The organism is Thalassotalea euphylliae, assembly GCF_042682785.1.
GTDB classification, from domain to species: domain Bacteria; phylum Pseudomonadota; class Gammaproteobacteria; order Enterobacterales; family Alteromonadaceae; genus Thalassotalea_F; species Thalassotalea_F euphylliae.
Window position 1 is genome coordinate 390,316 of the sequence record NZ_JBHUIB010000001.1, and the last position, 26,787, is coordinate 417,102.

Sequence of the window (26,787 nt, forward strand, 5' to 3'; positions counted from 1 at the left end):
TCGTTTTTATACCTAATTAACGTAACTTAAGCGTTGCTAAACCAACCAACACCAACACCAATGAAATAATCCAAAAGCGGACAATCACACGTGGCTCAGGCCAGCCTTTTAATTCGTAATGATGATGAATCGGCGCCATACGAAATATACGTTCGCCACGGAGTTTGTAAGAACCTACTTGGAGAATGACTGATAAGGTTTCCATTACAAACACACCGCCCATGATAAACAGCACGAGTTCTTGACGAACAAGCACCGCAATAACTCCCAGTGCAGCCCCTAAAGCGAGTGAGCCAACATCACCCATGAAGACTTGAGCCGGATATGTGTTGAACCACAAGAAACCTAAACCCGCACCAATTATCGCGGTACAGACCACAACAAGCTCACTGGTCATAGCAATATGAGGGATATTTAAGTATTCAGAAAAGTTTGCGTTGCCGGTCACATAAGCAAATACAGCAAACGCGCCTGCCACCATGATTGTTGGCACAATAGCTAGGCCATCTAAGCCATCGGTTAAGTTAACTGCATTGCTCGTACCTACAATGACAAAGTAAGCAAGTGCAATATAAAGCAGCCCAAGCTGCGGCATCACATTTTTTAAAAATGGTATTAACAATGCAGTCTCTGCTGGATCTTGTGCATACCAGTACAAGAATATTGCCGTACTCAAACCGATCACGGTCTGCCAAAAGTACTTCCAGCGAGCAATTAACCCGTTGGCGTCTTTACGGATAACTTTACGGTAATCATCAACAAATCCAATAATGCCAAAACTTGCGACAACAAAAAGCACAGTTAACACGTAGGCATTAGTAAGATCGCCCCATAACAGTACGCTAAATATAATCGCACCTAAGATAAGAATACCGCCCATGGTAGGCGTGCCTGACTTAGACAAATGGCTTTGTGGGCCGTCGTCTCTCACCGTTTGACCAATCTGCATACGTTGTAGCGCACGAATTAACTTCGGCCCAAAATACAACGACACAATTAACGCCGTTAAAGTACTAACAATCGCCCTAAACGTTAGGTACGAAAATACGTTAAAGCCTGAATAGTACTGTGTGAGGTACTCGCCTAACCAATACAACATTACGAGTGCTCCTCATCCTGTTGACGCTGTCGCCAACCACGAATTTCGCTCACTACATGCTCCATATGAGCACTGCGTGAGCCTTTTACTAAAATTGAAATTTGTCTTGCTTCACCCGTTAATGATTCAAATAATGAAGCCAGTAACTGCTCTTTAGAGCTAAAGTGCTGACCCATTTCACCAAATGCATCTGCAGTGCTTTGACTCAGGACACCAAGAGTAAATAACGCATCTACACCTTGCGCTTTTGCATGCTCACCGACTTCTTGATGATAGCTGCGCGCTTCAGAGCCTAGCTCAGCCATATCGCCTAAGACTAAAACGCGATAACCAGGGTAAGCTGCTAATAGCTCTGTTGCCGCTTTAATTGATTCAACATTTGCATTGTAAGTATCGTCAATCAGCTTAAAATCTTGGCCGATTTGATAGAGGTTTAGTCGACCTTTAACAGGTGACATCTCTACAAGCCCAAGCTTTATATCATCTAGGCTAGCGCCACACTCAATCGCAATAGCGGCTGCGGCGACGGCATTACAAACATTGTGGCGACCAGGCACGGTTAACTGAATATACGCACTTCCTATAGGCGTATTAAGGCGGAAGTTAGCGCAGCCGTTATCATCTAAATTCACGTCCTCGCTATAGCAATCAGCTTCTTTTGTACAAGAAAAGGTTTGTACTTTCTTGTCAGTTAAACGCCACTGCCATTTTGGAGCCCATGGCGTATCTTGGTTATAAATCGCCGTACCGCCGTCTGGGATACCTTCGAAAATTTCACCTTTTGCACGAGCAACGCCGGCTAAATCGCCAAAACCTTCAAGGTGAGCAGGAGCAATATTGTTGATAATCGCTACATCGGGTTTAACTAAATTAGTGGTATATGCAATTTCACCAATGTGATTGGCGCCCATTTCTATAACAGCGTAGTCATGTTCAGGCTTAAGCCTCAAGAGCGTTAACGGAACACCAATGTCATTGTTGAAGTTACCATCAGTTGCCAGCACATTTCCTAACCGAGAGAGAATGGCGGCAACCATTTCTTTCACTGTTGTTTTACCACTGCTACCTGTAATGCCAACCGTTTTAGGCGCAACCTGTGCTTTAACAAAAGCACCAACTTGCCCCAATGCTAAGCGTGTATCTTTAACAACAATCTGCGGAATGTTACTGTCTACTTTATGGTCAACAATCGCAGCTACGGCGCCTTGCCCTTTGATTTGTTCTATAAATTTATGGCCATCAAAATTAGGGCCTTTTAACGCAAGGAATACATCCCCTGCTTTTAACGTTCGACTGTCTGTACTCAAACTATCAATGGTTAGGTCTTTACCGATTAATTCGCCAGCAACCGCGTTGGCAAGCTCTGATAAAGTTAAGCTAATCACGCGCGTTCTCCTGTTTGATAGATTGACTGCACTAAGCCACGTTCTGAATATTCAATCACGTTAGTGCCAATAGTTATGGTATTTTCGTGCCCTTTACCTGCTAGCAAGACAATATCGTTCGGCTTAGCATGAGCAAGTGTTGAGGCAACTGCTTGCTTGCGATCAAGCATCACAGTAATACGTTCCGGGTGCTCGCAACCTGATAGAATATCATTAGCGATAAGTTCAGGTGCCTCTGAGCGAGGGTTGTCGTTGGTGATGACAACATGATCTGCAAACCGCTCAGCAGCTTCGCCCATCTGTGCACGTTTACCTTTGTCTCTGTCGCCACCGCAACCAAAAACCACCCAAAGCTCGCCCTCGCAGTGTTTTCTGCATGAGTTAAGTGCATTTTCTAATGCATCAGGTGTGTGCGCATAGTCAACAACCGCTAGCGCTTTGCCTTTCGCTATGAAAGACTCCATTCTGCCTATACTAGGTAAAACATCTGTCACCGTCGGTACAATGGCATCTAATGGGTAGCCAAGTGCTAATAATGCACCTATCGCGGCCAGCAAGTTATCTACGTTGAATTCGCCTAGAAGCGAACAAGAAACACTCGCTGAAGCCGATTCTGTCTCCACATCAAAGTTCACACCTTGATTGGTTAGCGCGATACTGCTTGCATATACAAAACGTTTGGCAGCTTTAACGACTTCTGTTTTTCCAAAGACAATAGTTGGTTGTGTTAACGTTTCTAGCCATTGTTGACCATAACCATCATCACCATTGATGACCGCGACTTGATTAGCGCACTGACTAAACAAACCAAATTTGGCTTCAGCGTATGCTTCCATGGTTTGATGATAATCTAGATGATCACGGGAAAGATTGGTGAACACCGCCACATCGATATGCTTGGCAGAAATACGCCCTTGCTCCAAAGCGTGTGAAGACACTTCCATCGCGACATTTTCAATATTCTGCTCAACAAAACCGGCTAATAGGTGGTTTAGTTCAGTCGCGCCAGGGGTAGTATTATTGAGCGGTGTTAGATTATTTATCTTGCCTGCACCTGTGGTGCCAATAACTGCGGTACTACTACCCAATGTTTCTAGCATGGACGCAACAAATTGGGTTGTGCTGGTTTTGCCGTTAGTCCCGGTAACACCGACAACTTTCAAATGGCTAAGCGGCTCAGCGTAATATTGAGAAGCAAATTCAAATAGCAACTCATCAAGTTGATAAAATTGGACTATCTCAATGGCAATGTCGCAACCACTATCATCCGTTAACTTTCGGGTGATAGTGTTGCCATGTTGTTGCTTGTGGTGACATTGCGCCAATACTAGGGAAGCACCCGATAAAATAGCCTGGTCGATAAATTTACGACCATCGCCCTGCGAACCAATAACTGCGCAAAATACATCGCCCGTGCTAACTTGGCGGCTATCATTAATTAATCGACCTGTTTGAAGGTCAATCGCTAGTTCGATTCCAAATGCATCAAGCGCTGTTTTAATATTGTAAGCAGGGTTAGGCATTATCATCCCCTTGCTTAGGTGTTGTTTTTACGGTTTGTGCATTGTTAGGTGCTACATTTAGTACTTGCATCGTGCCTTTCATCACACGAGAAAATACAGGCGCAGCGACATCACCACCGTGGTATAAGTCACCACCAGGCTCATTAATAACGACAACAACGACGACTTCAGGATCATCAATAGGCGCCATACCAGCGAACAAGCCGACATAGTCATTACCATAGCCACCTGCTACTGCCTTAATGCTGGTTCCCGTTTTACCGCCAACGCGGTAGCCTTCAACTTTCGCTTTAGGTGCACCTTTTTCAACAACACCTTCAAGCATGTCACGCAAATCAGCAGTTATGTTGCTTGAAAAAATTTGCTCGCCTTGGGGGCGTTGTTCTGTTTTTAAAATCGTTAACGGAATTTTCGTACCGCCATTGGCAATAGTGGTATATAAACGTGTTAATTGAAGTGGACTGATCGCTAAGGCATAACCAAAAGACAATGTTGCTAATTCAAATTGCGACCAACGCTGGCGATCATGCATCATACCGCTAGTTTCACCTACTAGCCCTGTGCCAGTTTCTTCACCAAAACCTACTTCAAAGAACTTATCTAATAAGAATTCTTTAGGCATCGACAGCACTAACTTCGCGGTCCCCATATTCGATGAATGAATGAGGATTTCTTCCATCGTCAATTCTTTGCGATTTATTGGGTCACTCACTCGACGGCCCCCCAATCGCATCCAGCCTGGGTTGGTATTGACTATGGTGTCAGCATCGGCAACACCAAACTCCATCGCAGTTAACAGTGACAATGGTTTCATGGTTGAACCCGGCTCAAACATGTCCGTAATTGCACGGTTACGCATTTTATTTGCTGGGGTATTACTACGGTTATTTGGGTTGAATGACGGCGCATTTACCATAGCCAAAATCTCACCCGTCTTAATGTCCGCCACGATGACCGAGCCAGAGGTTGCTTTGAATGCTTTAACTGCCCCTTTTAGTTCTTTATAGGCGAGTGTCTGGATGCGAGAATCAATGCTAAGCTGAACGTCTTTAGGCGGCTCTGCTTCTTCAACAGATAGAATTTCAATTTTGCGACCTTTAGCATCTTTACGAAACTTTTTCTGGCCACCTTTACCAGTAAGTAAGCTGTCATAAACACGCTCAATTCCTTCAATACCTTTATCGTCAACGTTGGTAAAACCAACTAAGTGAGCACTAACTTCACCAGATGGGTAGAAACGTTTGGACTCTTTTCTTAGGTGCACACCAGGAATGCGTAGCTCTTTAATGTAGTTAGCCATCACGGGGGATACTTGACGTTCTATGTAAACAAAACGCTTACTTGGATTACGAACAATGCGTGCAGTTAACTTATTCACGTCTTGGTCTAACACGTCAGCTAAAGCTTGCCAATGTTCCGTCATCGCTAACGCGTTGTTATCCATGACGATTTTTGGGTCAGCCCATACAGTTTCAACTGGTACACTTACCGCCAATTCACGACCATTTCTATCGAGAATAGAGCCTCGCTGAACTGTTTTCGCAGCGGTGCGAAGCGAGCGCATATCCCCCTGCTTTTTAAGCATGTCAGGTTCAATGACTTGAATATAAGCGGCACGAGCCATCAGGCTGCCATAGATGGTCAGCACGATAGCGAGCACAACATAAAACCGCCACGCAACTGTGGTCGGCTTTTGCTTGCCTTGTCGTTTCTTCACCGCTTTTGTCATGGTAATGTGATTACTACTTCTGTTTCCGCATCTGGGCGTTTCATATCGAGCATCCGTGTTGCCCTTCGCTCAATTGAGCTGTGCTCCGCCAAACTGTTTTGTTCTATTAATAAATTTCGCCATTCAATATCGAGCTTGTCTCGCTCAGTAAGCAGTACTTCTAACTCACTCGTTGTTTGGCGATTTACATGGGTGAAATAAATCACCGCAAATGCTGACGCTACCACCGCTGCTAGTAACACATAGGTAAAAATGTGCTGCTGAATATCGTGGAATATATCCACCACTAGCGCGGCATTTTTTGCCATTAGCTGTCAGCCAATCGTTCCGCAACACGTAACACCGAACTTCTTGAGCGGACGTTACGTTCAATTTCGTCTTTACTTGGTTTCGTTTTACGACCAACTAATGACAGTTTTTTTCCTTTTTGTAATTCTGCTTCGCTTACTGGTAAGCCTCTTGGCACTTGCTTACCTTGAGAGTGCTTACGCATAAACTGCTTCACTAACCTGTCTTCCAACGAATGGAAACTGATCACCACTAAACGCCCACCAGGTTTTAAAACTTCGAGCGACGCTGCTAATGCTTTTTCAATTTGATCTAACTCAGAATTGATGTACATGCGAATCGCTTGGAAGCTGCGCGTGGCTGGGTGTTTTTTGATTTCACGCTGAGGCGCAGTTGTTTGAATTAACTTAGCCAGCTGACCGGTTCTTGTCAGTGGCGTTTCTTCACGCGTATCAACAATCGCATTAGCTATTCGCCATGCGTGTTTTTCTTCACCGAATGTTTTTAACACCCAGCTAATATCTTCAACATCGGCTCGCGCTAACCACTCCGCAGCAGTCTCACCGCGCGTTGTATCCATACGCATATCTAGTGGACCATCATTCATAAAGCTAAAGCCACGCTCAGCTTCATCAAGTTGTGGGGATGACACACCAAGGTCAAATAATATGCCATCAACTTTGCCGATCAGTTCAAGGCGCTCAGCAATATTGCCAAGTTCAGCAAAGCCAAAGTGTTCAATAGAAAAACGAGGGTCATTGGCAAATTTTTTGGCCGCTTCAATCGCAGTGGGATCACGATCAATAGCAACAAGTTGTCCGTTTTCAGCAAGGGCAGAGAGAATTTGACCCGAATGGCCACCTCGACCGAAGGTACAGTCGATATAACAGCCACTTGGATCTATGGCTAGTGCTTGTATTGCCTCGTCAAGCAATACAGAAATGTGTGAACTTTGTTTTGGCATTTGTTGTTATAGTGATAAATCAAGTAATCGGTCAGTTAATTCGATTTCGCCTGCTTGGATCTTGCTAATGCCTTGTTGCATTTGTGCTTGCCAAGCCGATTCACTCCAAATTTCAAATTTCTTTAGCTGGCCGACCAACATGACGCTCTTTTCAAGCGATGCATGCTGGCATAAAGGGCCATTGATTAATAAGCGCCCAGCTTTGTCCATCTCACAATCGGAGGCATTGCCAAGAAGTACTTGTTGTAGCAGACGCTCTTGTGGATTCATTGAAGATAACCCACACAGTTTTAATTCGATTTCTTCCCATTCAGGAAGCGGATAAAGGAGTAAACAAGGATGTTGAATGTCGACAGTACACACCATTTTGCCCTGACAATCGGCAATAAGCTCCTCGCGATACCTTGTTGGTATCGTGATTCGATTCTTGCTGTCTAGCGTAATTGCGCTGGTGCCTCTAAACATGACCTTGCTTTTTATGTTTAGTGATCTCATTTAGTGATGGAATTTCCATCAAGATCCACTATTTCCCACTTTTTCCCACATTTGTACAGTTTAGAGAGTTAAGTAAAGCGATGTCAAGGAAAGTTTATCGAATTTGATCTGGCTAGAGACCAGAAAAATTAGGCGATCGAGCGAAGTTGATGATTCTGTGGGGTTTTGTGGATCGCTGTCCCATAAAATAAACTTTTTGTGGGGATTTTTGGTGTTTTTTGAACTACTGGGGATATAAACAGCACTCTCTTCAAGAGAAAAGTGTCATCTTAGGCAGGTTCATCATCTACTGGGTTGGAAAAATGACAAACTCATGTGGCGAAACATAAACGTTTACATGTTGCCCTAAGTTCATGATTTGATCGCTATACACGCTTAGTTGATGAATAGACAGTTCGTCAGTTTCATTCACACTTCTTAAAAAATAATGAAAACCTTGCTCAGTCACACTGCTATTGACCACTTGCATGTTTCCCTTATCAACGACTTCCAACGATAAGAATTGTGGTTTGACTAACATCGTCAATGTTTGCCCTTTCCCCTTTATGTCCGCATTAACACAACGTGCTTGTGGGAATGGGAAACAACCTAAGCCAGTTGCTAAAATATCATTTTCTATCGTGCAAGGTAACCAGCTTCCCAGTTGCAGAAAATCAGCCACCAAAAAGCTATTAGGATGTTGGCATATTTCACCAGGCGCACCAAACTGCTGAATTCTTCTTTCCCCCATGACCGCCATTTTGTCGGCAAAAGTAAACACTTCGTCTTTGTTATGCGTCACAAAAATTGCAGTCATATTTAATGACTTAAGCAATTGGCGTAATTCCAACATCAATTCTTGACGCAATCGCGCATCAATATTTGAAAAAGGTTCATCAAGCAGAAGTAATTTAGGCTGAGGCGCCATGGCTCGTGCTATAGCAACACGTTGCTGTTGTCCACCAGATAATTGATGTGGGAAGCGATCTGCCAAGCCTTCAAGCTTCAGTAATTCAATGAGTTGCTTTACCCGAGACTGTTGTTGATCTTTAGGCATTTGGGTAATGCCAAACGCAATATTTTGTTGCACCGTAAGATGAGGGAATAATGCATAGTCCTGAAAGATCATACCGATCTGACGCTTTTCTGGTGCTAGTGTATTCTCATTATCAATAGCGGGCATACCTGCTAACGTAATACTCCCTGCCTGCTGATAGATAAAGCCCGCAAGCGTATTAAGTAAGGTTGTTTTACCACACCCACTAGGGCCAACTAAGCCAAGAATTTCACCTTTATTGAGAGAGAACGTAATGTCTTGCAAAATGGCTTGCTTGTCTAAAACCACGTTAACTTGCTTAACCGATAATACTTGCGTCACACACTTTCTCTTCTTAATAAAAACAGCTGAAGTTTACCTTAGCGCCATACCGTTGGCTATGGAGCTACGTTACTGTTTATCTTTGTTTAACCAAATAATGGGAATCAAGCCAAATAACACAATAAAAATTGCACCAATGGCACCTTGCTCTAGTTGTTCATCGGAGATCAACTGATAAATAAATGTACTCAATGTTTCAAAATTAAACGGGCGTAATAATAATACCGCCGGTAACTCTTTCATCGCCTCTACAAACACGAGTAACCAGGCAACTATGATTGAGTTTTTGAGTAATGGAATATGCACCCGACGTAATGTGTGTAACAGCCCTGCACCTAGACTTGCCGGTGCCTTATCAACAGAATGTGGGATTTTAGCTATTCCAGCAGTGACAGTGCCGTTTGAAATAGCAGCAAATCTCACCACAAACGCGAAAATGATGGCAAAAGACGTACCGGATAGCACTAATCCTGGCTTTGACAGCTCAAATGCTACCGCGGCATCATTAATCCAATGATCTAGAGGCCCGAACGTAGCCATTAACGCCATGGCAAGTACGGTACCGGGCACGGCATATCCGAAACCAGAAATCTGAACTGGCAAGTTGTTTGTCTTTCGAGGATAAAAACGCTGAAATAATGCTAGAGTTAACGATACGAGCACCGCAACTGTCGCAGCAATCGCCGACACTTCAAGTGTCAGTAAACCAATCTCCGCAAGGGCACCTAGCTGGCTGAGGTCAGCATAGTCGACAGCCATTTGTATAAGCAGGAAAAATGGTAGGCCAAACCCTAATAACACCAATGTCCAGCAAAATAAATTGGCCACGACTTGCTGTGATACTGAGAGCGCATAGACGTCTGGGGACGTGTTAGGTCTGCCTGATTGATGCCTTTGGCCTGCACGGCTTCTTTGCTCAGCCACAACGGCGAACAAGACAAACAACAATAAAACGCTCGCTAGTGCATTTGCAGCTGCCATATCGCCATAACCAAGCCAAGTATCATATATTGCAGTAGTTAATGTATTAACCGCAAAATATTGAACGGTAGCAAAGTCCGCTATCGTTTCCATCATCACTAAACTGGCCGCAACCATAATGGCTGGGCGAGCAAGAGGTAAGGCGATTTTCCACAATGTTTGTTTAACGCTCAGCCCGAGCGAGCGACCTGCCCGAAGCAAATGTTTGTCTTGCTGTTCTAGTGCAGTTCGAGTGAGCATATAGACATAGGGAAAAAGTACCAACGCAAGCACAAAAGCTGCACCACCAAGTGTGCGAAGATCAAAAAACCAATAGTCACGAGCACTTTCCCAGCCAAACCATGCACGTAATGTGCGTTGCACGGGCCCTGCGTAATCAAATAAGTCAGTGTAGAGATAAGCGACTAAATACGCCGGCATTGCTAATGGTAAAAGCAATGCCCAGCGAAGTACTTTTTGAGACCAAAGATTGGTCTGGCTAACAAGCAGTGCTGCTGGTACGCCAAAGCATAGTGATAGCAATACAACCCAAACACTTAACCAAAATGTATTCGCAATATAGGTAGGTAAAACGGTTTGCCAAAGGTGAGAAAATAAGTCGCCAGAACTGCCAAGGCTGGCACCTAGCATAACGAGCACTGGCGCTAGAAGCGCCAGTGCAACTATCCACGAAGTGGATTGCCAAATTTTGTTAGATTGGCCGAATATCACAAGTCAAATTTAGCTTGATCAAGCAGTTTTAATGCCGCCTTACGGTGCTTAGCTATCGTTTCTAATGGTAAGTTATCAGACTTGAAATCCCCCCAAGAAGCGACTAATTCAGAGCGCTTTACACCTTCTCGAACAGGGTATTCCATATTCGTTTCAGCGTACATTTGCTGTGCTTGCTCTGAGGCTAAGAATTCAATTAATGCTTTTGCTGATTCCGCATTCGGTGCGTGTTTTGCCATGGCTACGCCTGAGATATTGACATGGGCACCACGGTTTTCTTGATTAGGGAAATTAATGTTAACAGCGTCAGCCCAGACTTTTTGCTTCTCATCGTTAATCATTTTTCCGAAGTAGTAGCTATTACCTAAAGACACATCACACAGACCTTGGTGGATTGCTTGTACTTGACCACGGTCATTTCCTTGAGGCTTACGAGCAAGGTTTGCTTTTACACCTTCTAGCCACTTTAACGTTTCTGCTTCACCATGCGCTGCAATCATTGAAGAGACAAGCGCAACATTGTAAGGGTGCTTACCGCTACGCGTACAGATTTTGCCTTTGTATTTAGGGTCTGCTAAGTCTTCATAGTTAATTGCAACGTCACCCAAACGTTTTGCCGTATATACATTACGAACTCGAGTGGTTAAACCAAACCATGTATTATCATCAGCTTGATACTGTGCAGGAATTGCCTCTTCTAGGGTGTTTGAAGAAATTGGCTGTAATAAACCTTTCTCTTGTAATTCAATAAGTCGACTAATGTCTGTTGTTAGCAATACATCCGCAGGGCTTAACTCACCTTCACGTTGCAAACGTTCAGCCATACCTTTTTTAGCAAAGACAACGTTAACCTTAACGCCAGAAGCCTTAGTAAATTCGTTAAAAAGCGGTTCAACAAGAAACGGCTGACGGTAAGAGTACACATTAACTTCAGCAGCAATAGCTGTGAATGAAGTCGCAATTAATGCTGATAAGCCTATTAATTTTTTAATCATGACAAGCCTTTATTCAATTATTATTTTTACCTAGGGTGGCAATGGCGCAAAGAGTAAATAACATCCATTACACTGTCAAGTTTTTGAGAATAATTCTCATTTAAAATATGTAACGAATTAAATCCCTGCGGTACCTATCACAAGCAACCAAAAGGCGAAAAATAACTTTAATCGCCGTGCCGATAAATACGTTACTAGTGACTTAGCGATAATACCGCCAAGCACCGCGCCTGGACCCGCAAACACAACAACCTGCCAGTACACATTAAAATCCACAAGCGTATGTTGCCAAATAGCAGACCAAACCGTTAGCGCTGATACTACAACAGCTGCCGCTACTGCCATCGTGACGTCAAATCGTCGTAAAATCAGATAAATGGCAAGTAACTCGCCTACACCAACTGACAACCATGCCGTTATGGCTCCACCAGCCAAACAAATAAGCACGATTGCAATATAATCAAACCACACCAGCTTACTTGATTCACGTTTCGGTTTGATAAAATAGACGGAACACACAATAAATGCGCCCAGTAGCAAAGAGAACCAGCTAAAACTCTGGTGTAAACTCGCTGGAGACGCGACGTCATAGCCATAAATCACCCAAATACCAGCAATCGAAGCAAGCGTACTGACAAGGATTATTCGATTGAAGCCATGCCATAGTGTGAGATCTCGCTTTTCCTGCCGATAATGTTGATACCAGGTGATGGCACCAGCCGTCATACCAAAACACTGAATACCGAAACTTGTCGCTATGGCTTGTGCCTCAGTAAACGCTAGTTGATTAAACATTGGAATAAAAATTACCCCGCCGCCGGCGCCCGTTGAATTGGCAAATATTGCCCCAAGTACACCGAGCAAACTGAACAGCCCATAGTCCATATATTGACCAAAGGGCATACCCGAAAAAACGAGTAATACACTCCAAGCAATTAGGAAAGGAAGGAAAAATTTTGGCGTGAGTAGCACACTAGGTTTAGACAAAACAACAACCTGAACTAAAAGCTATTTGTCTGCATGAATTTGGCTAAGCATATAGTCAATTGCCTCGCTCGACAATACACTTTTCGACAGGTAGTGCTTTTGATTCAAGACAATAAACAAATATCCGGTTTGCGTTTCCTCAATATCGCTAATATTCGGCCACTTAAAGTGCTGTTCAACATACGTTGATTTGATAACAATGCCTTCACTGTTCATCGTCAATCCTACATCGCTGTTACCGCTCTTTCCCCATAGCTGACGCGTGACCCACCAAGCTCGCTGATACTTAACACTGAGCGCTTCAATAACACCTAACACCACTATAAAGCTGGAAAGATACTTATCAACTTGCGTAAACATCAGTAATGCCATGCCGATGACGACAAAAAACAGTGCTTTTTTATACGCTTGCATCATTGGTAAGGGCTTGACAGACGCTTCAAAACACTCAGTTAAGTAGGCTTTATCTAGGGTATATTGGTTGTTATATTCGAACGACTCAGACATAAAAGATTGAACTAGCTAATTTGCTGCTAAGTTTACCTTAACCTTTATAAAAGCACTAACGAGATCAATATGCCCCAAATGACGATGTACCAGGTTGACGCCTTTACCAATAAACTTTTTAGTGGCAACCCTGCGGCTGTTATTGTGTTAGACGAATGGCTTGATGATCAACTTATGCTCTCAATTGCTACTGAAAACAACTTGTCAGAAACTGCCTATGTAAAGCCATTAGGTGAGAATCGATTTGCTATTCGCTGGTTTTCTCCATTAGCAGAAATAGATTTCTGCGGTCATGCCACGTTAGCCTCATCTAAAGTGCTGTATTCACTTACTCCTAATTTATCGACAATTGAATTTAGCACCCAACAAGTTGGAGAACTGACGGTAATTCAACAACCTTCAGGGTTAATCTCAATGACCTTTCCAATAAGAAGGGCACTAACGGTCAATGAAGTTCCGAAGGCCTTGTATGACGGCTTATCAATTTCACCGCGTAAAGTACTACGCAGTGAGCAAGCATATTTTGCTATCTATGATGATGAAGCTGATGTAAAGCGACTAACTTATGACACCCAGGCTTTAACACAGCTTGCTCCGCTAGATGTCGTTGTTACAGCCCCTGCTGCCAAAAGCAGCGCTGTTGATTTTGTCTCTCGTTACTTCTGGCCCGCTAACGGTGGCGATGAAGATCCAGTGACAGGTTCTATCCATGCTGGCTTAGCGCCATATTGGGCAGCGCAATTGAATAAAACATCGCTTACCGCCTATCAAGCATCCAAACGCGGTGGCACGCTTTACTGTGAAATCAACAACGACAACGTTATCGTCAGTGGTTATGCCGTGCTATTTATGACCGCTACCATTGATATCGGCTGATTGACGTTTTGACCTTTACATAGTTCAGGTATTGATAGGAAAACGGTGACAGGTGTATCAAACGTGACGACAGAACACGCCTATGGTTTGAGCCTTAAAGAGCGCATCATAAGCTGTAAGTTCACTGCGCGCTAGTGTGCTGGCTCAACGTTAAATGCAAACGACGATAGCCATGCTATTGCGTCACTTTCCTTGGCAAATTCTCGTTTTTCGAACTCCCCTTGCTTTGATATCACCATCTTATTGATTTGATAGTCTTTTAGCATATCAGGGTGATATACATGCGCTGCTTTGGTTAGGCCATTCGCTAAACACCATGTCACCAGCTCAGTGATGATAGGTTCTATATCAGGGGTACCTAATCGCCATTGCTGTAAGTACACCATATGTCCCCAATGTTTTCTCGGCAATTTACTGGCCGCTTCATGGATAGCTTCAGAATACCTATTAGCAGTATCTGCTGACCACTCACCTCGCACATAGGAGTGTATAACATTATCACTAAGCCAAATTGAAAACTTACCGTGTCCGCTGCTCGGCATAAAAACCCCATTGCAGTGCATTTCACTTTTAGTATACGAAACAAATTCATCGAGTGTTTAACACCGATTCAGTCCACCTGCTATATTGAACATGCACGCACTAATAAAGAGTTAACAAATGAGATTTATCACGTTAGTAGCCATTTTCTTTATCACGGCTTGCAGTAATACCGCCGAAGTTCAACAAACATGGGCAGCGCCTGACATTAAAGAACGAGACCTTAGCGGTACACTTGTAGTGGCAATATCTGACAACAAAGACAGGCAAAAAACCTTTGAAAATCGCTATGTTGAAAAATTAAAAGCGCAAGGTGTCAGAGCTATGCCTAGCTATCTCATCGATAAGAAAAAAATCGAAAGTGAAGACGTTATTGCATTTGCTAATGAAAATAACTTGGATACGGTACTTGTGACGGTTTATGTCGGTTCGAACGATTTTGAAATGTTCCATCGAGGCACCACCTACTATGGTGTTCAGCCAATGTACCAAGATTACTATGGAGGATTCCGACGTTACTATGGTGTACTCCATGAAGTTGGCCATACGCCGTCGTACTTTACCTCACACAAAGAGTTGTTTTTAGTCACTAGTATCTATGAAGTAAAAACGAAAGAGCTGTTGTGGAACACAGCGTCTAGCGCGATGCAAGCTGGTGACCCTAGAAACCTAATGGATCCTTTTATTGACTCTTTTATTGGCCAAATGAAGAAAGACGGATTAGTAAATTAAACAATGGTATTAAGCACTATTCATCTTTAGATGATAGCCACGTTTTTATCGCCTCCGTATGCTGCCCTAACGTTGGAGGAGCCTGATGATACTTTGTTTTCGTTACAGAAAAGTTTACTGGATTTGCCACTAACGGAACCTGTCCTGCTTCGGGGTGTGACAGCGAGAATTGCATGTTTCTGTGTATCACTTGTGGATTTTCAAACACCCTGTCTAGGGTGTTTATTGGGCCACAAGGTACATTTGCGTCATTAAAGAGTGTTAGCCATTCATCAAGCACTTTTGTCTTTAAAATATTACTTAGAATCAAAACTAAGTTTTCACGATGCTCAACCCGACTAGCATTGGTTGCATATAACGAATCTTCCGCTAGCTCTGCAACCCCCATCACTTCGCAACATTTTTTAAATTGATTGTCATTTCCAACAGCGAGCAGAATATGCCCATCTTTAACCGCGAATGCTTGATAAGGAACAATATTGGGGTGGGCGGTTCCCATTCGAGTAGGAGGTTCACCTGATACCAAATAATTGCTACCTTGATTCGCCAAAAATGCCACCATAGTATCGAGTAATGCAATATCGATATGTTGCCCTTCACCCGTATTATTTCGGTGATGAAGTGCAGCTAAAATACCACTAACAGCATACATGCCTGTCATAAGATCTGCTACTGCGACACCAACACGTTGTGGATCACCCCCCGGTAAATTGGCTTGTTCACCGGTGATACTCATCAAGCCCCCCATGGCTTGAATCATTGCATCATAGCCAGCTTGCTCAGCATATGGGCCTGTTTGGCCGAAGCCTGTAATTGAACAATAAATAATGCTGGGATTAACAGCTTTTAACGATTCATAGTCTAGGCCGTATCGCTTTAGCCCACCTACTTTGAAGTTCTCCACAACGATATCAGCTTCCTTCACCAGTGCTTTGATAAACGTTTGTCCTTCAGTGCTTGCTATATCAGCCGTTATTGATTGTTTACCCCGATTGGCTGATAAGTAATATGCTGAGTCTGAAGTATCTTCACCTGCGGCATTTTTCAAAAATGGGGGCCCCCACTGACGTGTATCATCCCCTCGCTCTGGTCGTTCGATTTTCCAAACCGTCGCACCGTAATCAGCTAAAACTTGTGTTGACCAAGGCCCAGCTAATATGCGACTTAAATCAAGTACTTTAATGCCTGAAAGAGGACCTTTGTTATTGTGTTCAGTTTTCATCAATGCCGTATGCTTTGTTAAATAAATGATTAAACTCGTCTTCGCTTATCTCCTGTGCACCTAACCTGTGGATCGCCTTAAACGTTTTTGCATTTTTAAACAATGCTAGACGTCGATTAAATGCCTCAATAAAGCTCTGCGTTAATACAGATGGTGTGCACATTAGATGCCCTAAAGTGAATGCTGACGCGCCTTGCAAAGGATAGCTAAAAATAGGCTTGTCTGAGATAAGGGGCCAACGCTTAGCAATGACTTCTGGGTACTCAATTTTAGCGTCGTAAAGCCCTTTTTTTAATTGCGCTAACTGAGTCAAAACATCAGGTGTCGTTTCATAGATAGCAGCTTTAGGCAGTTTAGCTATCGTGTCATTAAGACTTGCTGAATAATGTTGTCCTGGCACTATCCCTAACGTAGCGTTTTGCTGTTCAACAAAGTCGAATAAATGCAATTTTTCAGACGACTCCAGCGTTAAGGGAGTTGTTAGGTAGAGTCGCAGCCCTGGATACATTGTAAACGGCTCACTAAAAGTAAAATGTTGAACCCTTTCTGCTGTTTTTACTTTGTTAGCAAAGCAGACATTCTCTTCCCCTTGTGCAACAGCTTTGTCCTGCTCAAATGTATCGTACTTTATTACCTCAACATCAAAGTCAGGCAGCTGGCTCAAGACTGTTTTAAGAACCGTACTCTCTAGAGAATCGGATGAATCTATCGTCTTTTTTCTAAGTAAATTTATATCACGTGTCTTAACGATGATTTGTGGTTTGCTGGGGTTAAAATATGCAAATTGCGTATGAGGGTATTCAGCGCCAAAGTATTCTTCTATTTTTCCACTGTTTCGCAATGCCTGCATTCGCGCATCATATGCTCTGATCAGCTTTTTACTTCTCGGTGTGTTTTTAAAAGCAACATAGGTTTTTCTACTTGCCAACAACACATAAGAATCAAGCTCATCAGCGATCGCAGGGGGTAAGTTGTATTCGTAGTCAATGAAGGCATCAATGCGTTCTTTTAACGCTAGATTAAACCCTCTTTGTGTTGAGTTTAGCAAATAGGGTTTGTGTGCAACATCTATATACCTATCAAAGTCGTAGCCACGTAACCACCCCAAGACAAGCCCTTCTAAATCTGATGTTGATTCAATTTTTCTAGACGCTTTTTTAAAATAAACGGTAACGGGGTATTCGATGTCAAGGTACCACGTTGGAAACATCGCGTTTTCAACATCTTCTCTAAAAACACCAATAACCATGTCTACATCACCTCTGTTAAAGTGATGGAGATTTCGAGTGTACGAATTGAACTGTAATTCTAATTCATAGTCGGGGAAGGCATCCCTTAACATAGAGAGATAAACGCCAGTGCCATCCGTGTTGGTATACCCTGTCCATTCTGTCACCCCCACTTTTAACGTTTGGCTAATAGCCTGATGAGTAAAAAATAGACACATCAACAAAACGCAACATAATGCCTTTAGATATAGCGCTTTCTTTATAGGTTCAGTGATTGCTTTCAAATCTACTCTTAACAGGAATAAAACCGACTGATATTAACTGTAAACAATAAATTGTCTTTTTGAAACTCGCATAAAAAAAGCAGCTTGCGCTGCTTTTTATTTGATTACTTTAAGACTAGGTTTGCCTTTAGGCTTTTCAGTCTTATCATCCGCTCTGCTCTCTTTACTCACAGAGGTAGATTCAACACCCGCCAATTTAGGCTTGGGTGCAGTTTGCACTGACTCAGCTTCTTCTGGCAATTCTTCAGGGTGTTCTATCGGCAATGAGGTGCCTGCACCATTTTCTTTCGCGTAGATAGCGCCGATAGCACCATAAGGCACGACTAGGTGTTCAAGCTTGCCGCCAAAACGCGCAGAGAATTCAATTGCTGTTTCACCCATAACAATGCTACCAACAGCCGTCGAGGAGATGTTAAGCACAATCTGACCGTCTTGTACAAACGCCATTGGCACTTGGACGCCGTATACGTTTACATCAACAACAATGTAAGGCGTAAGTTCGTTGTCTGAAATCCAATCATAAAAAGCCCCAACAATGTAGGGCTTATTAGAGGTCATTTTAATGTCGTTTGACATATTATGCAGGATTGCCGAAACGAAGTTCGCGCTCAGCTTCTGTTAATGACGCTTGGAAAGATTCACGTTCAAACAAGGTAAGCATATAAGTTTTTAACTCTTTCGCACCTTGACCAGACAGCTCAATGCCTAATACTGGTAAACGCCACAACAATGGCGCTAAGTAGCAATCTACTAGGCTAAATTCTTCACTCATGAAGTAAGGCGCTTCATTAAGAATTGGCGCCACGCTTAACAAGCTTTCTTTAAGCTCTTGGCGTGCTTTCTCAGCTTCTGCTGCTTCACCTTTCATAATAGTTTCAGCAAGAGAATACCAGTCTTGCTCAATGCGGTGCATCATAAGACGACTACGGCCACGCGAAACAGGGTATACCGGCATAAGCGGTGGATGAGGGAAACGCTCGTCTAAATACTCGATAATAATGCTTGCTTCATAAAGCGCTAATTCGCGATCTACAAGTGTAGGCACAGTACCGTAAGGGTTTAAATCGATTAAGTCTTCAGGAAGGTTTGCTAGGTCAACTAAGTGAATATCAACGCCAACACCTTTTTCTGCTAATACGATACGTGTTTGATGACTGTACATATCATCGGCATGAGAGTACAACGTCATTACTGAGCGCTTGTTTGCAGCTACGGCCATAGTGCCTCCAAATAAGGGAAAAAAGAAGTCAGCACTAGGCTGACAAGTGCGCATATGATAGCGGATTTCTGACTATTTTAAAAACAGGTCAGACCAGCAGGATTTTATTATAAAAAAGGCAACCTTACGTTGCCTTTTTCTTTTGGAGTTTATTCACTAACTAGTGAACATCACGCCAGTACTCTTTCTTCAAGAAGTAAGAAAGAATGAACAAAATGAATAGGAAGCCAATGACCCACTTACCCAATTCTTTACGCTCTAATTTGTTTGGTTCGCCAACGTACTCTAAGAAGTTAGTAAGGTCACGAACAAACTGGTCATACTCTTGCTCTGTCATCGTACCGCCGACGGCTGGTGATAACACACCATTTTCGTCCATTGTGCGAATACCTTGAAGGTTCTGTAAAACGTGAGGCATACCTACGTCTTTAAACACCTTGTTATTCACGCCGAAAGGACGCGCTTCATCAACATAAAACGAGTTCAAGTAAGTGTAGATCCAGTCAGGGCTGCGGAAACGAGCTTCAAGCGTTAAATCAGGAGGAGCAGCACCAAACCATTTTGCCGCTTCTTTAGCAGGCATTGTGTTCGTAATGTGATCGCCGACTTTCTCGCCAGTGAACATCCACTCTGCTTTACCTTCTTCGTCACTAATACCTAAATCAGCAAACGTACGGTTGTAACGTTGGTACTGAAGTTGGTGACAACCAAGACAGTAATTAATGTAGGCTTTGAATCCTCGCTTTAATGATTCTTTATCAGAAAGATCATTGTTCGCTGAATCCAATGGAATGCTAGGACCTGCTGCGAAAGCTAAAACAGGCACCATGGCTAATAAAGTGATTAAAAGCTTTTTCATTATTTAGTCACCCTTTCTGGTACTGGTTTAGTGTTTTCATTCTTAGAGTAGAACCAAATAGCTACGAAGAAGCCAAAGTAACCAAAACTAGCAACAACACCAATTAGGTTAGCCGTGTCTGAAGCTGGCATAGTACCTAGAACACCTAACACGATGAAACAAATTGCGAACTGCGTTAAGTTTAATAAGTGCCACTTACTGCGGTAGCGAATTGATTTAACCGTACCACGATCAACCCATGGCAGTGCGAATAGTACACCGATTGCCGCAAACATCGCGATAGTACCTAACAACTTATCAGGAACAACACGTAAAATAGTGTAGAACGGACCAAAGTACCATACTGGGGCAATATGCTCAGGTGTTTTAAGACCATTAGCTGGTGTGAAGTTTGGCGCTTCAATAAAGTAACCACCACCTTCAGGGTAGAAGAACATCACCCAACAGAAAAGAATTAAGAAACCAGCCACACCCATAATATCTTTTACGGTGTAATACGGATGGAACGGTATCGCATCAACAATGTCGTACTTGTCCGAGTATTGTTTATGGAACTTGAACTTAGATAATTCTTCAGGCTTAACACTGCCCTTAGGCTTCTTAATGTTAACGCCTTGTGGGTTGTTCGAACCAACTTCATGCAACGCAAGAATATGTAAGAACACAAGAATCACTAGCACAAGTGGTAAAGCAATAACATGTAATGCGAAGAAACGGTTTAAGGTAGCGCCAGAGATTACATAGTCACCCTTAATCCACGTCGCTAAATCTTCACCTACTACAGGAATTGCACCAAAGAGCGAGATAATTACCTGCGCACCCCAGTAACTCATGTTACCCCATGGCAACAAGTAACCCATGAACGCTTCAGCCATTAGCACTAAGAAGATTAACATACCAAAAATCCACAGTAATTCACGTGGTTTCTGGTAAGAACCGTACATAAGGCCGCGGAACATGTGCAAGTAAACAACAACGAAGAATGCTGATGCACCTGTTGAATGCATATAACGTAGCAACCAACCGTAATCTACGTCACGCATGATGTATTCAATTGAAGCGAACGCGCCATCACCTGACGGTTCATAGTTCATCGTTAACCAGATACCTGTGACGATTTGGTTAACAAGAACAAGCATGGCTAGTGAGCCAAAGAAATACCAAAAGTTGAAGTTTTTCGGCGCAGGGTACTGAAGTACGTGCTTGTTCATCGCTTCCATTACTGGAAGACGTTGTTCTATCCAAGCCAAAAAGTTATTCATTATGCATCTCCTGGTGCAACACCAATTAATAAGGTGTTTTCTTTAGGGAAAGAATGCTCTGGAACTGCCAAGTTTAGAGGTGCTGGAACACCCGCAAAAACACGGCCAGCCATATCAAACTTAGAACCGTGACATGGACAGAAGAAACCGTCTTTAACACCTGCCACGTGTTGTTCGAAATCGCCTTTGTGATGAGTAGGAGCACAACCTAGGTGAGTACAAACACCCAATGCAACCATAATTTCCGGCTTCACAGAACGGTATTCGTTCTTCGCGTACTCTGGTTGTTGAGGTTCTTCTGAATTCGGGTCACGCAGTTGATCATCATGCTTAGGTAAGGCGGCAACTGTTTCTTCAGTACGGCGTACAACATAAACAGGTTTACCACGCCATTCAGCACGAACTAGTTGACCTGGCTCTATTTTCCCAACATTGACTTCAACCGGAGCACCTGCTGCTTTCGCACGAGCACTCGGGTTCCAAGAACCAATGAAAGGCACAGCCACACCGACAACACCTACACCACCAACTACCGAAGTAGCAGCAGTTAAAAAGCGTCGACGGCCGTTATCCACGGGCGCATTGCTCATTCAATTTCTCCAAATATTTTTACACTCAAACTGTACGTAATGTTATTGATTCTTATTAAGAAGCAGTACGTGTTGTGTTTGAGCAAACTAGCGACAAAAAAATTTTTCTGATCATAATGAAAACCCCTTTTTTTTACAAGGTAATTCAGTAGGGTTTGCAACAGTTTGTGCAAAATAGTAGCAAAATGTTTCACTGCAAAAGAAGCAAGTGTTTACTACGTGAGCACTCTGGAATTTGGGTATAAAAAAACCGGCCAAATAGCCGGTTTTTGCATTCGAAAACGTAAATATTAACGTTTTGAGAATTGAGGACGCTTACGTGCTTTGTGTAAACCAACCTTCTTACGTTCAACCTTACGAGCATCACGTGTAACGAAGCCAGCTTTACGTAGATCACCACGTAGTGCTTCGTCGTACTGCATAAGAGCACGAGTGATACCGTGACGGATAGCACCAGCTTGGCCTGTGCTACCACCACCAGTAACAGTGATGTTTAAGTCGAACTTCTCTAACATTTCAACTAACTCAAGTGGTTGACGAACAACCATACGAGCTGTTTCACGTGCGAAAAATTCAGAAATGTCACGCTTGTTAATTGTGATTGTACCGTTACCAGCTTTCATGAACACACGAGCAGTTGAGCTCTTGCGACGACCAGTACCGTAATATTGATTATCAGCCATTGCTTACAGCTCCAAAAGTTGTGGTTGTTGTGCAGCATGCTTGTGCTCAGGACCAGCATACACTTTTAACTTGCGGTACATTTGACGACCTAAAGGACCTTTAGGAAGCATACCTTTAACAGCGAATTCGATTGCACGCTCAGGCGCTTTGTCGATAAGCTTTTCGAAGCTAATTTGCTTCAAACCACCAGGGAACTCAGTGTGCGAGTAGTAGATTTTACCTTTCGCTTTGTTACCTGTTACTTTTACTTTCTCAGCGTTAACAACAACGATGTAATCGCCTGTGTCACAGTGAGGAGTGTATTCTGGCTTATGCTTACCACGTAAACGGCTAGCAATCTCAGTAGCGATACGACCAAGAGTTTTGTTCTCAGCGTCCACTAGAAACCAATCGCGTTCTACGCTTTCAGCTTTTGCTACAAAAGTTTTCATTTAAAAAACCCAATAAATAATGTTACTAAACTTGATAACGCCCTAGCGTTATCGGTTCAAAAGGCTACGCCGCTACCCCTTCGAGTATCGAGCCTGTCGCTTAATTCCGGGAAAGAAATAAGCTTTGTAACGTAGGGAGCGCAGGATTATACAGAAGTTCATTTCAAAGATCACGTATAAATTTTAATCTTTTGATAACGTTATCGCTTATATTTTATCGTCGTTATTCGAAGCATATTCAGAAAAGCACATTAATGTTAGGAATAACACCTATGGCGTCTTGTTCAAGCGCTGCCTGACGCTCGTCTTCAGTGAGAATCCCCACAAGCGGCGTTTCTCTGCGAAAGCGTTTCATTCTTGGGCTGTCCTCCAAAATACCTTGCAAAAATGCTTCTTTGTCGTCGTACATTTCAATAATGGATAGCCATGTGATGTATGCGCTGTAAGAAAGCCTTCCTGCTTTTTTCCGTGCATCAAGCGTTGCTTCTATTTGTGGTAGCAACTCTGGGTGTTTTAGTAGTTTAAGCGCCATTGCTTGATGAATGACCCATACTTGCTTATCGATGTAATCATCTTTGATGCCACGCTTTTTCACTTGATAGTTGCGATTACGCTTATTTTGCTGATTTCGCATGAGTTACCTACTGCTCTTTTTCTCTGGCTAATGAAAGTCTCTAGACTGACAATCAAAGTCATCTAACAACGGAGTTAAATCGGTTAACCGACCCGCTATCACATGAATAACATTTTGCTCTTTCTCAATCATACCAACGACTTTTAATACTTTCGCTGACAGAAAAGTCTGCTTTTGCGCTCTCGCCGTTGCAAGCCACACCACGACATTCGTATTTCCCGTGTCATCTTCTAATGTGACAAAAGTGACGCCTGATGCAGTTCCAGGGCTTTGCCTACCTGTTACTACGCCCACCACCGTCACAATGGATTTATGACGAACACCAATAAGCTCATTGGCGGGTGTGTAGTGTCCCAATTTATCAGCCGCTCTTAATAAACTTATTGGATGTAAGTCTAAGCTCAATCCTGTTGATTGGTAATCTTCGATAAGATTATCGAAATCGGTTGGAGTAATGCGGTAAGTCGACTTAGGCTCGAGCACTACATGCTTTTCTCTTTCGATGTTAGCTGATAGTGATGTTTGATCAATGTTCGTGTTTAGCATGCTAAAGGCATCGGGAGGCTCTGATGTTTGGCCAAACAAGGGAAGCTGATGTACTTGATTCATTAATTGCCACCGGGCAGCATATCTGTTCCCGCCAAGCACTTTGAAGCAATTGGCACTGGCTAGTGCATCGAGTTGTTCTTGCCTGAGTGATAATTGCTGAAGCTCACTGAAATCGCTGAATCCTTGCGCTGGTCGTTTTGCAATTAACTGTTCAAGAGCAGCTTGCCTTGCACCTTTAACAAGTCGGAAACCAAGTTGTAGCGCATGTTCATCAAGGGTTAAGTGATGCTGCCAATAAGATTGATTAACACAGACCGGTAATACTTTTACTTGGTGCCTTTGCGCGTCCTGGATAAGTTGTGACGCCGAGTAAAAACCCATAGGTAAGCTGTTCAATAGTGCACAGTAAAATGCTTGCGGGTAGTAATATTTCAACCAAGCTGACACATAAGCCAGCACCGCAAAGCTTGCCGAGTGAGACTCCGGAAAACCATATTCACCAAAACCACAAATTTGCTCAAAAATACGTTCAGCATACCCAAGACTATAACCTCGCTCAGTCATGCCATGAATCAGCTTATGTTTAAACTTATTCAGTTCACCGGTTTTCTTCCACTTGCCCATCGCTCGCCGTAGTTGGTCTGCCTCTCCCCCCGTAAAACCAGCAGCAACCATAGCAAGCTTAATCACCTGCTCTTGGAAAATAGGGACACCTAAAGTACGTTCAAGCACAGACTTTACCTGTTCAGACGGGTAAGTAACTGCTTCCTCACCACTTCGCCTTTTAAGAAACGGATGCACCATTCCCCCTTGAATGGGGCCGGGCCGCACAATGGCAATCTGCACAACAAGGTCATAATACTTCTCTGGCTTGAGCCTTGGTAACATACTCATTTGCGCGCGCGATTCTATCTGGAATATGCCAACCGTGTCGGCTTGTTGTAGCATTCGATACACCTGAGGGTCATCTGACATACGTGTAATATCTGCTATTGAGAGCTCTTGTTGATAATGGAGCTTAATCAAATCAAAGCAACGTCGAATAGCGCTTAACATGCCCAATGAAAGAATATCGACTTTCAATAATGCCAAACTATCCAGATCATCTTTATCCCACTGAATAACAGTACGCTCTTCCATGGCGGCATTTTCAACAGGCACCAACTCATGAAGCGAGCCTTTCGAAATAACAAACCCGCCAACATGTTGTGACAAATGGCGCGGGAAGCCTTTTATTTCATTTACTAATTGAATAAATAACTGGCCTTGGCGCGCATGAATATCCAATCCCAGCTCACTGATTTGACTATACCAAGGCTGCTTATTGTCGCGGCGGTTAATGTTTTTAATAAAGAAAGCGAGTTGGGTTTCATTAATACCTAGCGCTTTGCCGACCTCCCGAATGGCACTTTTTAAGCGATATGTGATCACCGTTGCCGTTATAGCGGTGCGCTTACGGCCATATTTCTGATAAATATATTGGAAAACCTCTTCACGGCGCTGATGCTCAAAATCGACATCGATATCAGGTGGTTCTTTACGCTCTTGCGAAATAAAACGCTCAAACAGGACAGATATTTGCCTAGGATCTACCGACGTAATTTCTAAGCAATAACACACCACCGAGTTTGCAGCAGATCCTCTGCCTTGATAGAGAATATGCTCACGCTTAGCAAACTGTACGATATCGTAAATGGTGATAAAAAAGTGCTCATAACCTAGCTTTTCAATCAAGTGCAGCTCTTTATCAATCGTCTCGGCTATGTCATCTGGCACCCCGTCAGGAAAGCGAAGCTGCTTACCTTGCTCAACAAGTTCTTTCAAATACTGGCTAGGAGTTTTATCAGCAGGAATAAGCTCTGCCGGATATTCGTACTTCAGCTCAGACAAACAAAAGTGGCATCGACTCGCAATCACTAAACTTTCTGCTAGCGCCTCAACATCAAATAATTTAGCTAACTTAGAAAGAGGCCTTAAGCAACGTTCGCCATTACTCAATGCCGCTCTTCCTAACTGGTTAACCGTTGTTCCTTGCTGAATAGCAGTCAAAGTATGTTGCAGTGGCAGTCGTTTACGTTTGTGAATGAGTACACACCCCACAGCCACCAAAGGAAAGTGATAGGCTTCATTTAACTGAGTACAATAGTGCTGATAATGGTGTTCACCACTAGTAAGCATTCGTGATTGTGCTAGCCATATGCGACCAGTGTAGTGTTTTGCAAGCCAATTCGCCCACCACTGATCTGCCGCTTCATGCATACTAGGTCGCCATAAAACGAGGCAATGGCGTACTGACTTCAGATCCCATTCCTCAATACGATAGCTCCCCTTCTCTGTACGGCGTCTGCTGTTAGTAATAATACGGCACAACTCCGCATACGCTTTTCGGTGTGGCGCCAACAATGTCAGCTCAGCTTTATAGCCAGCCGATAGCTCAACATGAAAAAGCGAACCAATAATTAACTTTGTCGGTAGTCGGTTTTCTTTAATGTGCTGATAGGCACGAACAACGCCTGCAACCGAGCATTCATCGGTAATAGCGATAGCGCGATAGCCTAATTCTGCAGCTGTTTGCACCAGCTCTTCAGGGTGCGAAGCGCCAGTAAGAAACGAGAAGTTGCTCTGACAAATGAGCTCAGCATAAGCCATGGTTAA

Annotated in this window: 26 protein-coding genes; 2 read left to right on the forward strand and 24 right to left on the reverse strand. The window is 43.3% G+C overall.

The window, feature by feature from the left end; all coding sequences use genetic code 11:
- Positions 1-16: 16 nt before the first annotated feature.
- The 12 genes from mraY to ACFSJY_RS01835 form a co-directional block, all read right to left on the reverse strand.
- On the reverse strand, positions 17-1,099 hold the full coding sequence (gene mraY / locus ACFSJY_RS01780) for a phospho-N-acetylmuramoyl-pentapeptide-transferase (protein WP_386030479.1): 1,083 nt from the start codon (positions 1,097-1,099) through the stop codon (positions 17-19).
- Positions 1,099-2,484, reverse strand: a complete 1,386-nt coding sequence (murF, locus tag ACFSJY_RS01785) for a UDP-N-acetylmuramoyl-tripeptide--D-alanyl-D-alanine ligase (RefSeq protein ID WP_386030481.1) — start codon at positions 2,482-2,484, stop codon at positions 1,099-1,101. The genes mraY and murF overlap by 1 nt, the downstream gene beginning before the upstream one ends.
- Positions 2,481-4,007: a UDP-N-acetylmuramoyl-L-alanyl-D-glutamate--2,6-diaminopimelate ligase gene (locus tag ACFSJY_RS01790; protein ID WP_386030483.1), complete on the reverse strand. Its 1,527-nt coding sequence runs from the start codon at positions 4,005-4,007 to the stop codon at positions 2,481-2,483. Before ACFSJY_RS01790 ends, murF begins: the two co-directional genes overlap by 4 nt.
- Positions 4,000-5,736 (reverse strand): peptidoglycan D,D-transpeptidase FtsI family protein, encoded by a 1,737-nt coding sequence (locus ACFSJY_RS01795; protein ID WP_386030485.1) that lies wholly within the window; start codon positions 5,734-5,736, stop codon positions 4,000-4,002. The genes ACFSJY_RS01790 and ACFSJY_RS01795 overlap by 8 nt, the downstream gene beginning before the upstream one ends.
- Positions 5,733-6,044 carry a cell division protein FtsL gene (gene ftsL / locus ACFSJY_RS01800; protein WP_386030487.1) on the reverse strand — a complete coding sequence of 104 codons (312 nt, stop codon included), beginning with the start codon at positions 6,042-6,044 and terminating at the stop codon, positions 5,733-5,735. The genes ACFSJY_RS01795 and ftsL overlap by 4 nt, the downstream gene beginning before the upstream one ends.
- Positions 6,044-6,988, reverse strand: coding sequence for a 16S rRNA (cytosine(1402)-N(4))-methyltransferase RsmH (gene rsmH, locus ACFSJY_RS01805; protein WP_386030489.1), 945 nt, complete (start codon positions 6,986-6,988; stop codon positions 6,044-6,046). Before rsmH ends, ftsL begins: the two co-directional genes overlap by 1 nt.
- A gap of 6 nt (positions 6,989-6,994) precedes the next feature.
- On the reverse strand, positions 6,995-7,453 hold the full coding sequence (gene mraZ / locus ACFSJY_RS01810) for a division/cell wall cluster transcriptional repressor MraZ (protein WP_386030491.1): 459 nt from the start codon (positions 7,451-7,453) through the stop codon (positions 6,995-6,997).
- Positions 7,454-7,769: 316 nt separating this feature from the next.
- Positions 7,770-8,840, reverse strand: coding sequence for an ABC transporter ATP-binding protein (locus ACFSJY_RS01815; RefSeq protein ID WP_386030493.1), 1,071 nt, complete (start codon positions 8,838-8,840; stop codon positions 7,770-7,772).
- A gap of 69 nt (positions 8,841-8,909) precedes the next feature.
- On the reverse strand, positions 8,910-10,451 hold the full coding sequence (locus tag ACFSJY_RS01820) for an ABC transporter permease (protein WP_386030495.1): 1,542 nt from the start codon (positions 10,449-10,451) through the stop codon (positions 8,910-8,912).
- 77 nt (positions 10,452-10,528) lie between these two features.
- Entirely contained in the window at positions 10,529-11,527 is a 999-nt protein-coding gene (locus ACFSJY_RS01825; protein ID WP_386030497.1) for a Fe(3+) ABC transporter substrate-binding protein, read from the reverse strand.
- A gap of 117 nt (positions 11,528-11,644) precedes the next feature.
- Positions 11,645-12,514, reverse strand: coding sequence for a sulfite exporter TauE/SafE family protein (locus ACFSJY_RS01830; RefSeq protein ID WP_386030499.1), 870 nt, complete (start codon positions 12,512-12,514; stop codon positions 11,645-11,647).
- Between the two features lie 21 nt (positions 12,515-12,535).
- On the reverse strand, positions 12,536-13,021 hold the full coding sequence (locus ACFSJY_RS01835; protein WP_386030501.1) for a YcxB family protein: 486 nt from the start codon (positions 13,019-13,021) through the stop codon (positions 12,536-12,538).
- Between the two features lie 78 nt (positions 13,022-13,099).
- Here ACFSJY_RS01835 and ACFSJY_RS01840 point away from each other — a divergent pair, with 78 nt between their 5' ends.
- Complete coding sequence (locus tag ACFSJY_RS01840) at positions 13,100-13,897, forward strand: PhzF family phenazine biosynthesis protein (protein ID WP_386032199.1); 798 nt, start codon at positions 13,100-13,102, stop codon at positions 13,895-13,897.
- A gap of 131 nt (positions 13,898-14,028) precedes the next feature.
- On the opposite strand, the gene ACFSJY_RS01845 is transcribed toward ACFSJY_RS01840, so the two are convergent.
- A complete protein-coding gene (locus ACFSJY_RS01845) occupies positions 14,029-14,439 on the reverse strand; it encodes a hypothetical protein (protein ID WP_386030503.1) in 411 nt (136 codons plus the stop codon).
- A gap of 118 nt (positions 14,440-14,557) precedes the next feature.
- Between ACFSJY_RS01845 and ACFSJY_RS01850 the strand changes: the two genes are divergently transcribed.
- A complete protein-coding gene (locus tag ACFSJY_RS01850) occupies positions 14,558-15,169 on the forward strand; it encodes a hypothetical protein (protein ID WP_386030505.1) in 612 nt (203 codons plus the stop codon).
- A 16-nt stretch (positions 15,170-15,185) separates the two neighbouring features.
- Here the strand turns inward: ACFSJY_RS01850 and ACFSJY_RS01855 are convergent, their stop codons facing one another.
- The 11 genes from ACFSJY_RS01855 to ACFSJY_RS01905 form a co-directional block, all read right to left on the reverse strand.
- Positions 15,186-16,391, reverse strand: a complete 1,206-nt coding sequence (locus tag ACFSJY_RS01855) for a CaiB/BaiF CoA transferase family protein (RefSeq protein ID WP_386030506.1) — start codon at positions 16,389-16,391, stop codon at positions 15,186-15,188.
- Positions 16,381-17,904 carry a substrate-binding periplasmic protein gene (locus ACFSJY_RS01860; protein WP_386030508.1) on the reverse strand — a complete coding sequence of 508 codons (1,524 nt, stop codon included), beginning with the start codon at positions 17,902-17,904 and terminating at the stop codon, positions 16,381-16,383. Before ACFSJY_RS01860 ends, ACFSJY_RS01855 begins: the two co-directional genes overlap by 11 nt.
- A gap of 96 nt (positions 17,905-18,000) precedes the next feature.
- A complete protein-coding gene (locus ACFSJY_RS01865; protein WP_386030510.1) occupies positions 18,001-18,462 on the reverse strand; it encodes a ClpXP protease specificity-enhancing factor in 462 nt (153 codons plus the stop codon).
- Between the two features lie 19 nt (positions 18,463-18,481).
- A complete protein-coding gene (gene sspA, locus ACFSJY_RS01870; protein WP_386030512.1) occupies positions 18,482-19,123 on the reverse strand; it encodes a stringent starvation protein SspA in 642 nt (213 codons plus the stop codon).
- Positions 19,124-19,283: 160 nt separating this feature from the next.
- Complete coding sequence (locus ACFSJY_RS01875) at positions 19,284-19,985, reverse strand: cytochrome c1 (protein ID WP_386032201.1); 702 nt, start codon at positions 19,983-19,985, stop codon at positions 19,284-19,286.
- On the reverse strand, positions 19,982-21,244 hold the full coding sequence (locus ACFSJY_RS01880) for a cytochrome b (protein WP_386030514.1): 1,263 nt from the start codon (positions 21,242-21,244) through the stop codon (positions 19,982-19,984). The genes ACFSJY_RS01875 and ACFSJY_RS01880 overlap by 4 nt, the downstream gene beginning before the upstream one ends.
- Positions 21,244-21,834: a ubiquinol-cytochrome c reductase iron-sulfur subunit gene (petA, locus tag ACFSJY_RS01885; RefSeq protein WP_386030516.1), complete on the reverse strand. Its 591-nt coding sequence runs from the start codon at positions 21,832-21,834 to the stop codon at positions 21,244-21,246. Before petA ends, ACFSJY_RS01880 begins: the two co-directional genes overlap by 1 nt.
- Before the next feature lie 290 nt (positions 21,835-22,124).
- Positions 22,125-22,517 (reverse strand): 30S ribosomal protein S9, encoded by a 393-nt coding sequence (gene rpsI, locus ACFSJY_RS01890; RefSeq protein ID WP_386030518.1) that lies wholly within the window; start codon positions 22,515-22,517, stop codon positions 22,125-22,127.
- Positions 22,518-22,520: 3 nt separating this feature from the next.
- On the reverse strand, positions 22,521-22,949 hold the full coding sequence (rplM, locus tag ACFSJY_RS01895; RefSeq protein WP_211185211.1) for a 50S ribosomal protein L13: 429 nt from the start codon (positions 22,947-22,949) through the stop codon (positions 22,521-22,523).
- Positions 22,950-23,187: 238 nt separating this feature from the next.
- Positions 23,188-23,583, reverse strand: coding sequence for a hypothetical protein (locus tag ACFSJY_RS01900; RefSeq protein ID WP_386030521.1), 396 nt, complete (start codon positions 23,581-23,583; stop codon positions 23,188-23,190).
- A 27-nt stretch (positions 23,584-23,610) separates the two neighbouring features.
- Positions 23,611-26,781, reverse strand: coding sequence for an error-prone DNA polymerase (locus ACFSJY_RS01905; RefSeq protein ID WP_386030522.1), 3,171 nt, complete (start codon positions 26,779-26,781; stop codon positions 23,611-23,613).
- Positions 26,782-26,787: the final 6 nt, after the last annotated feature.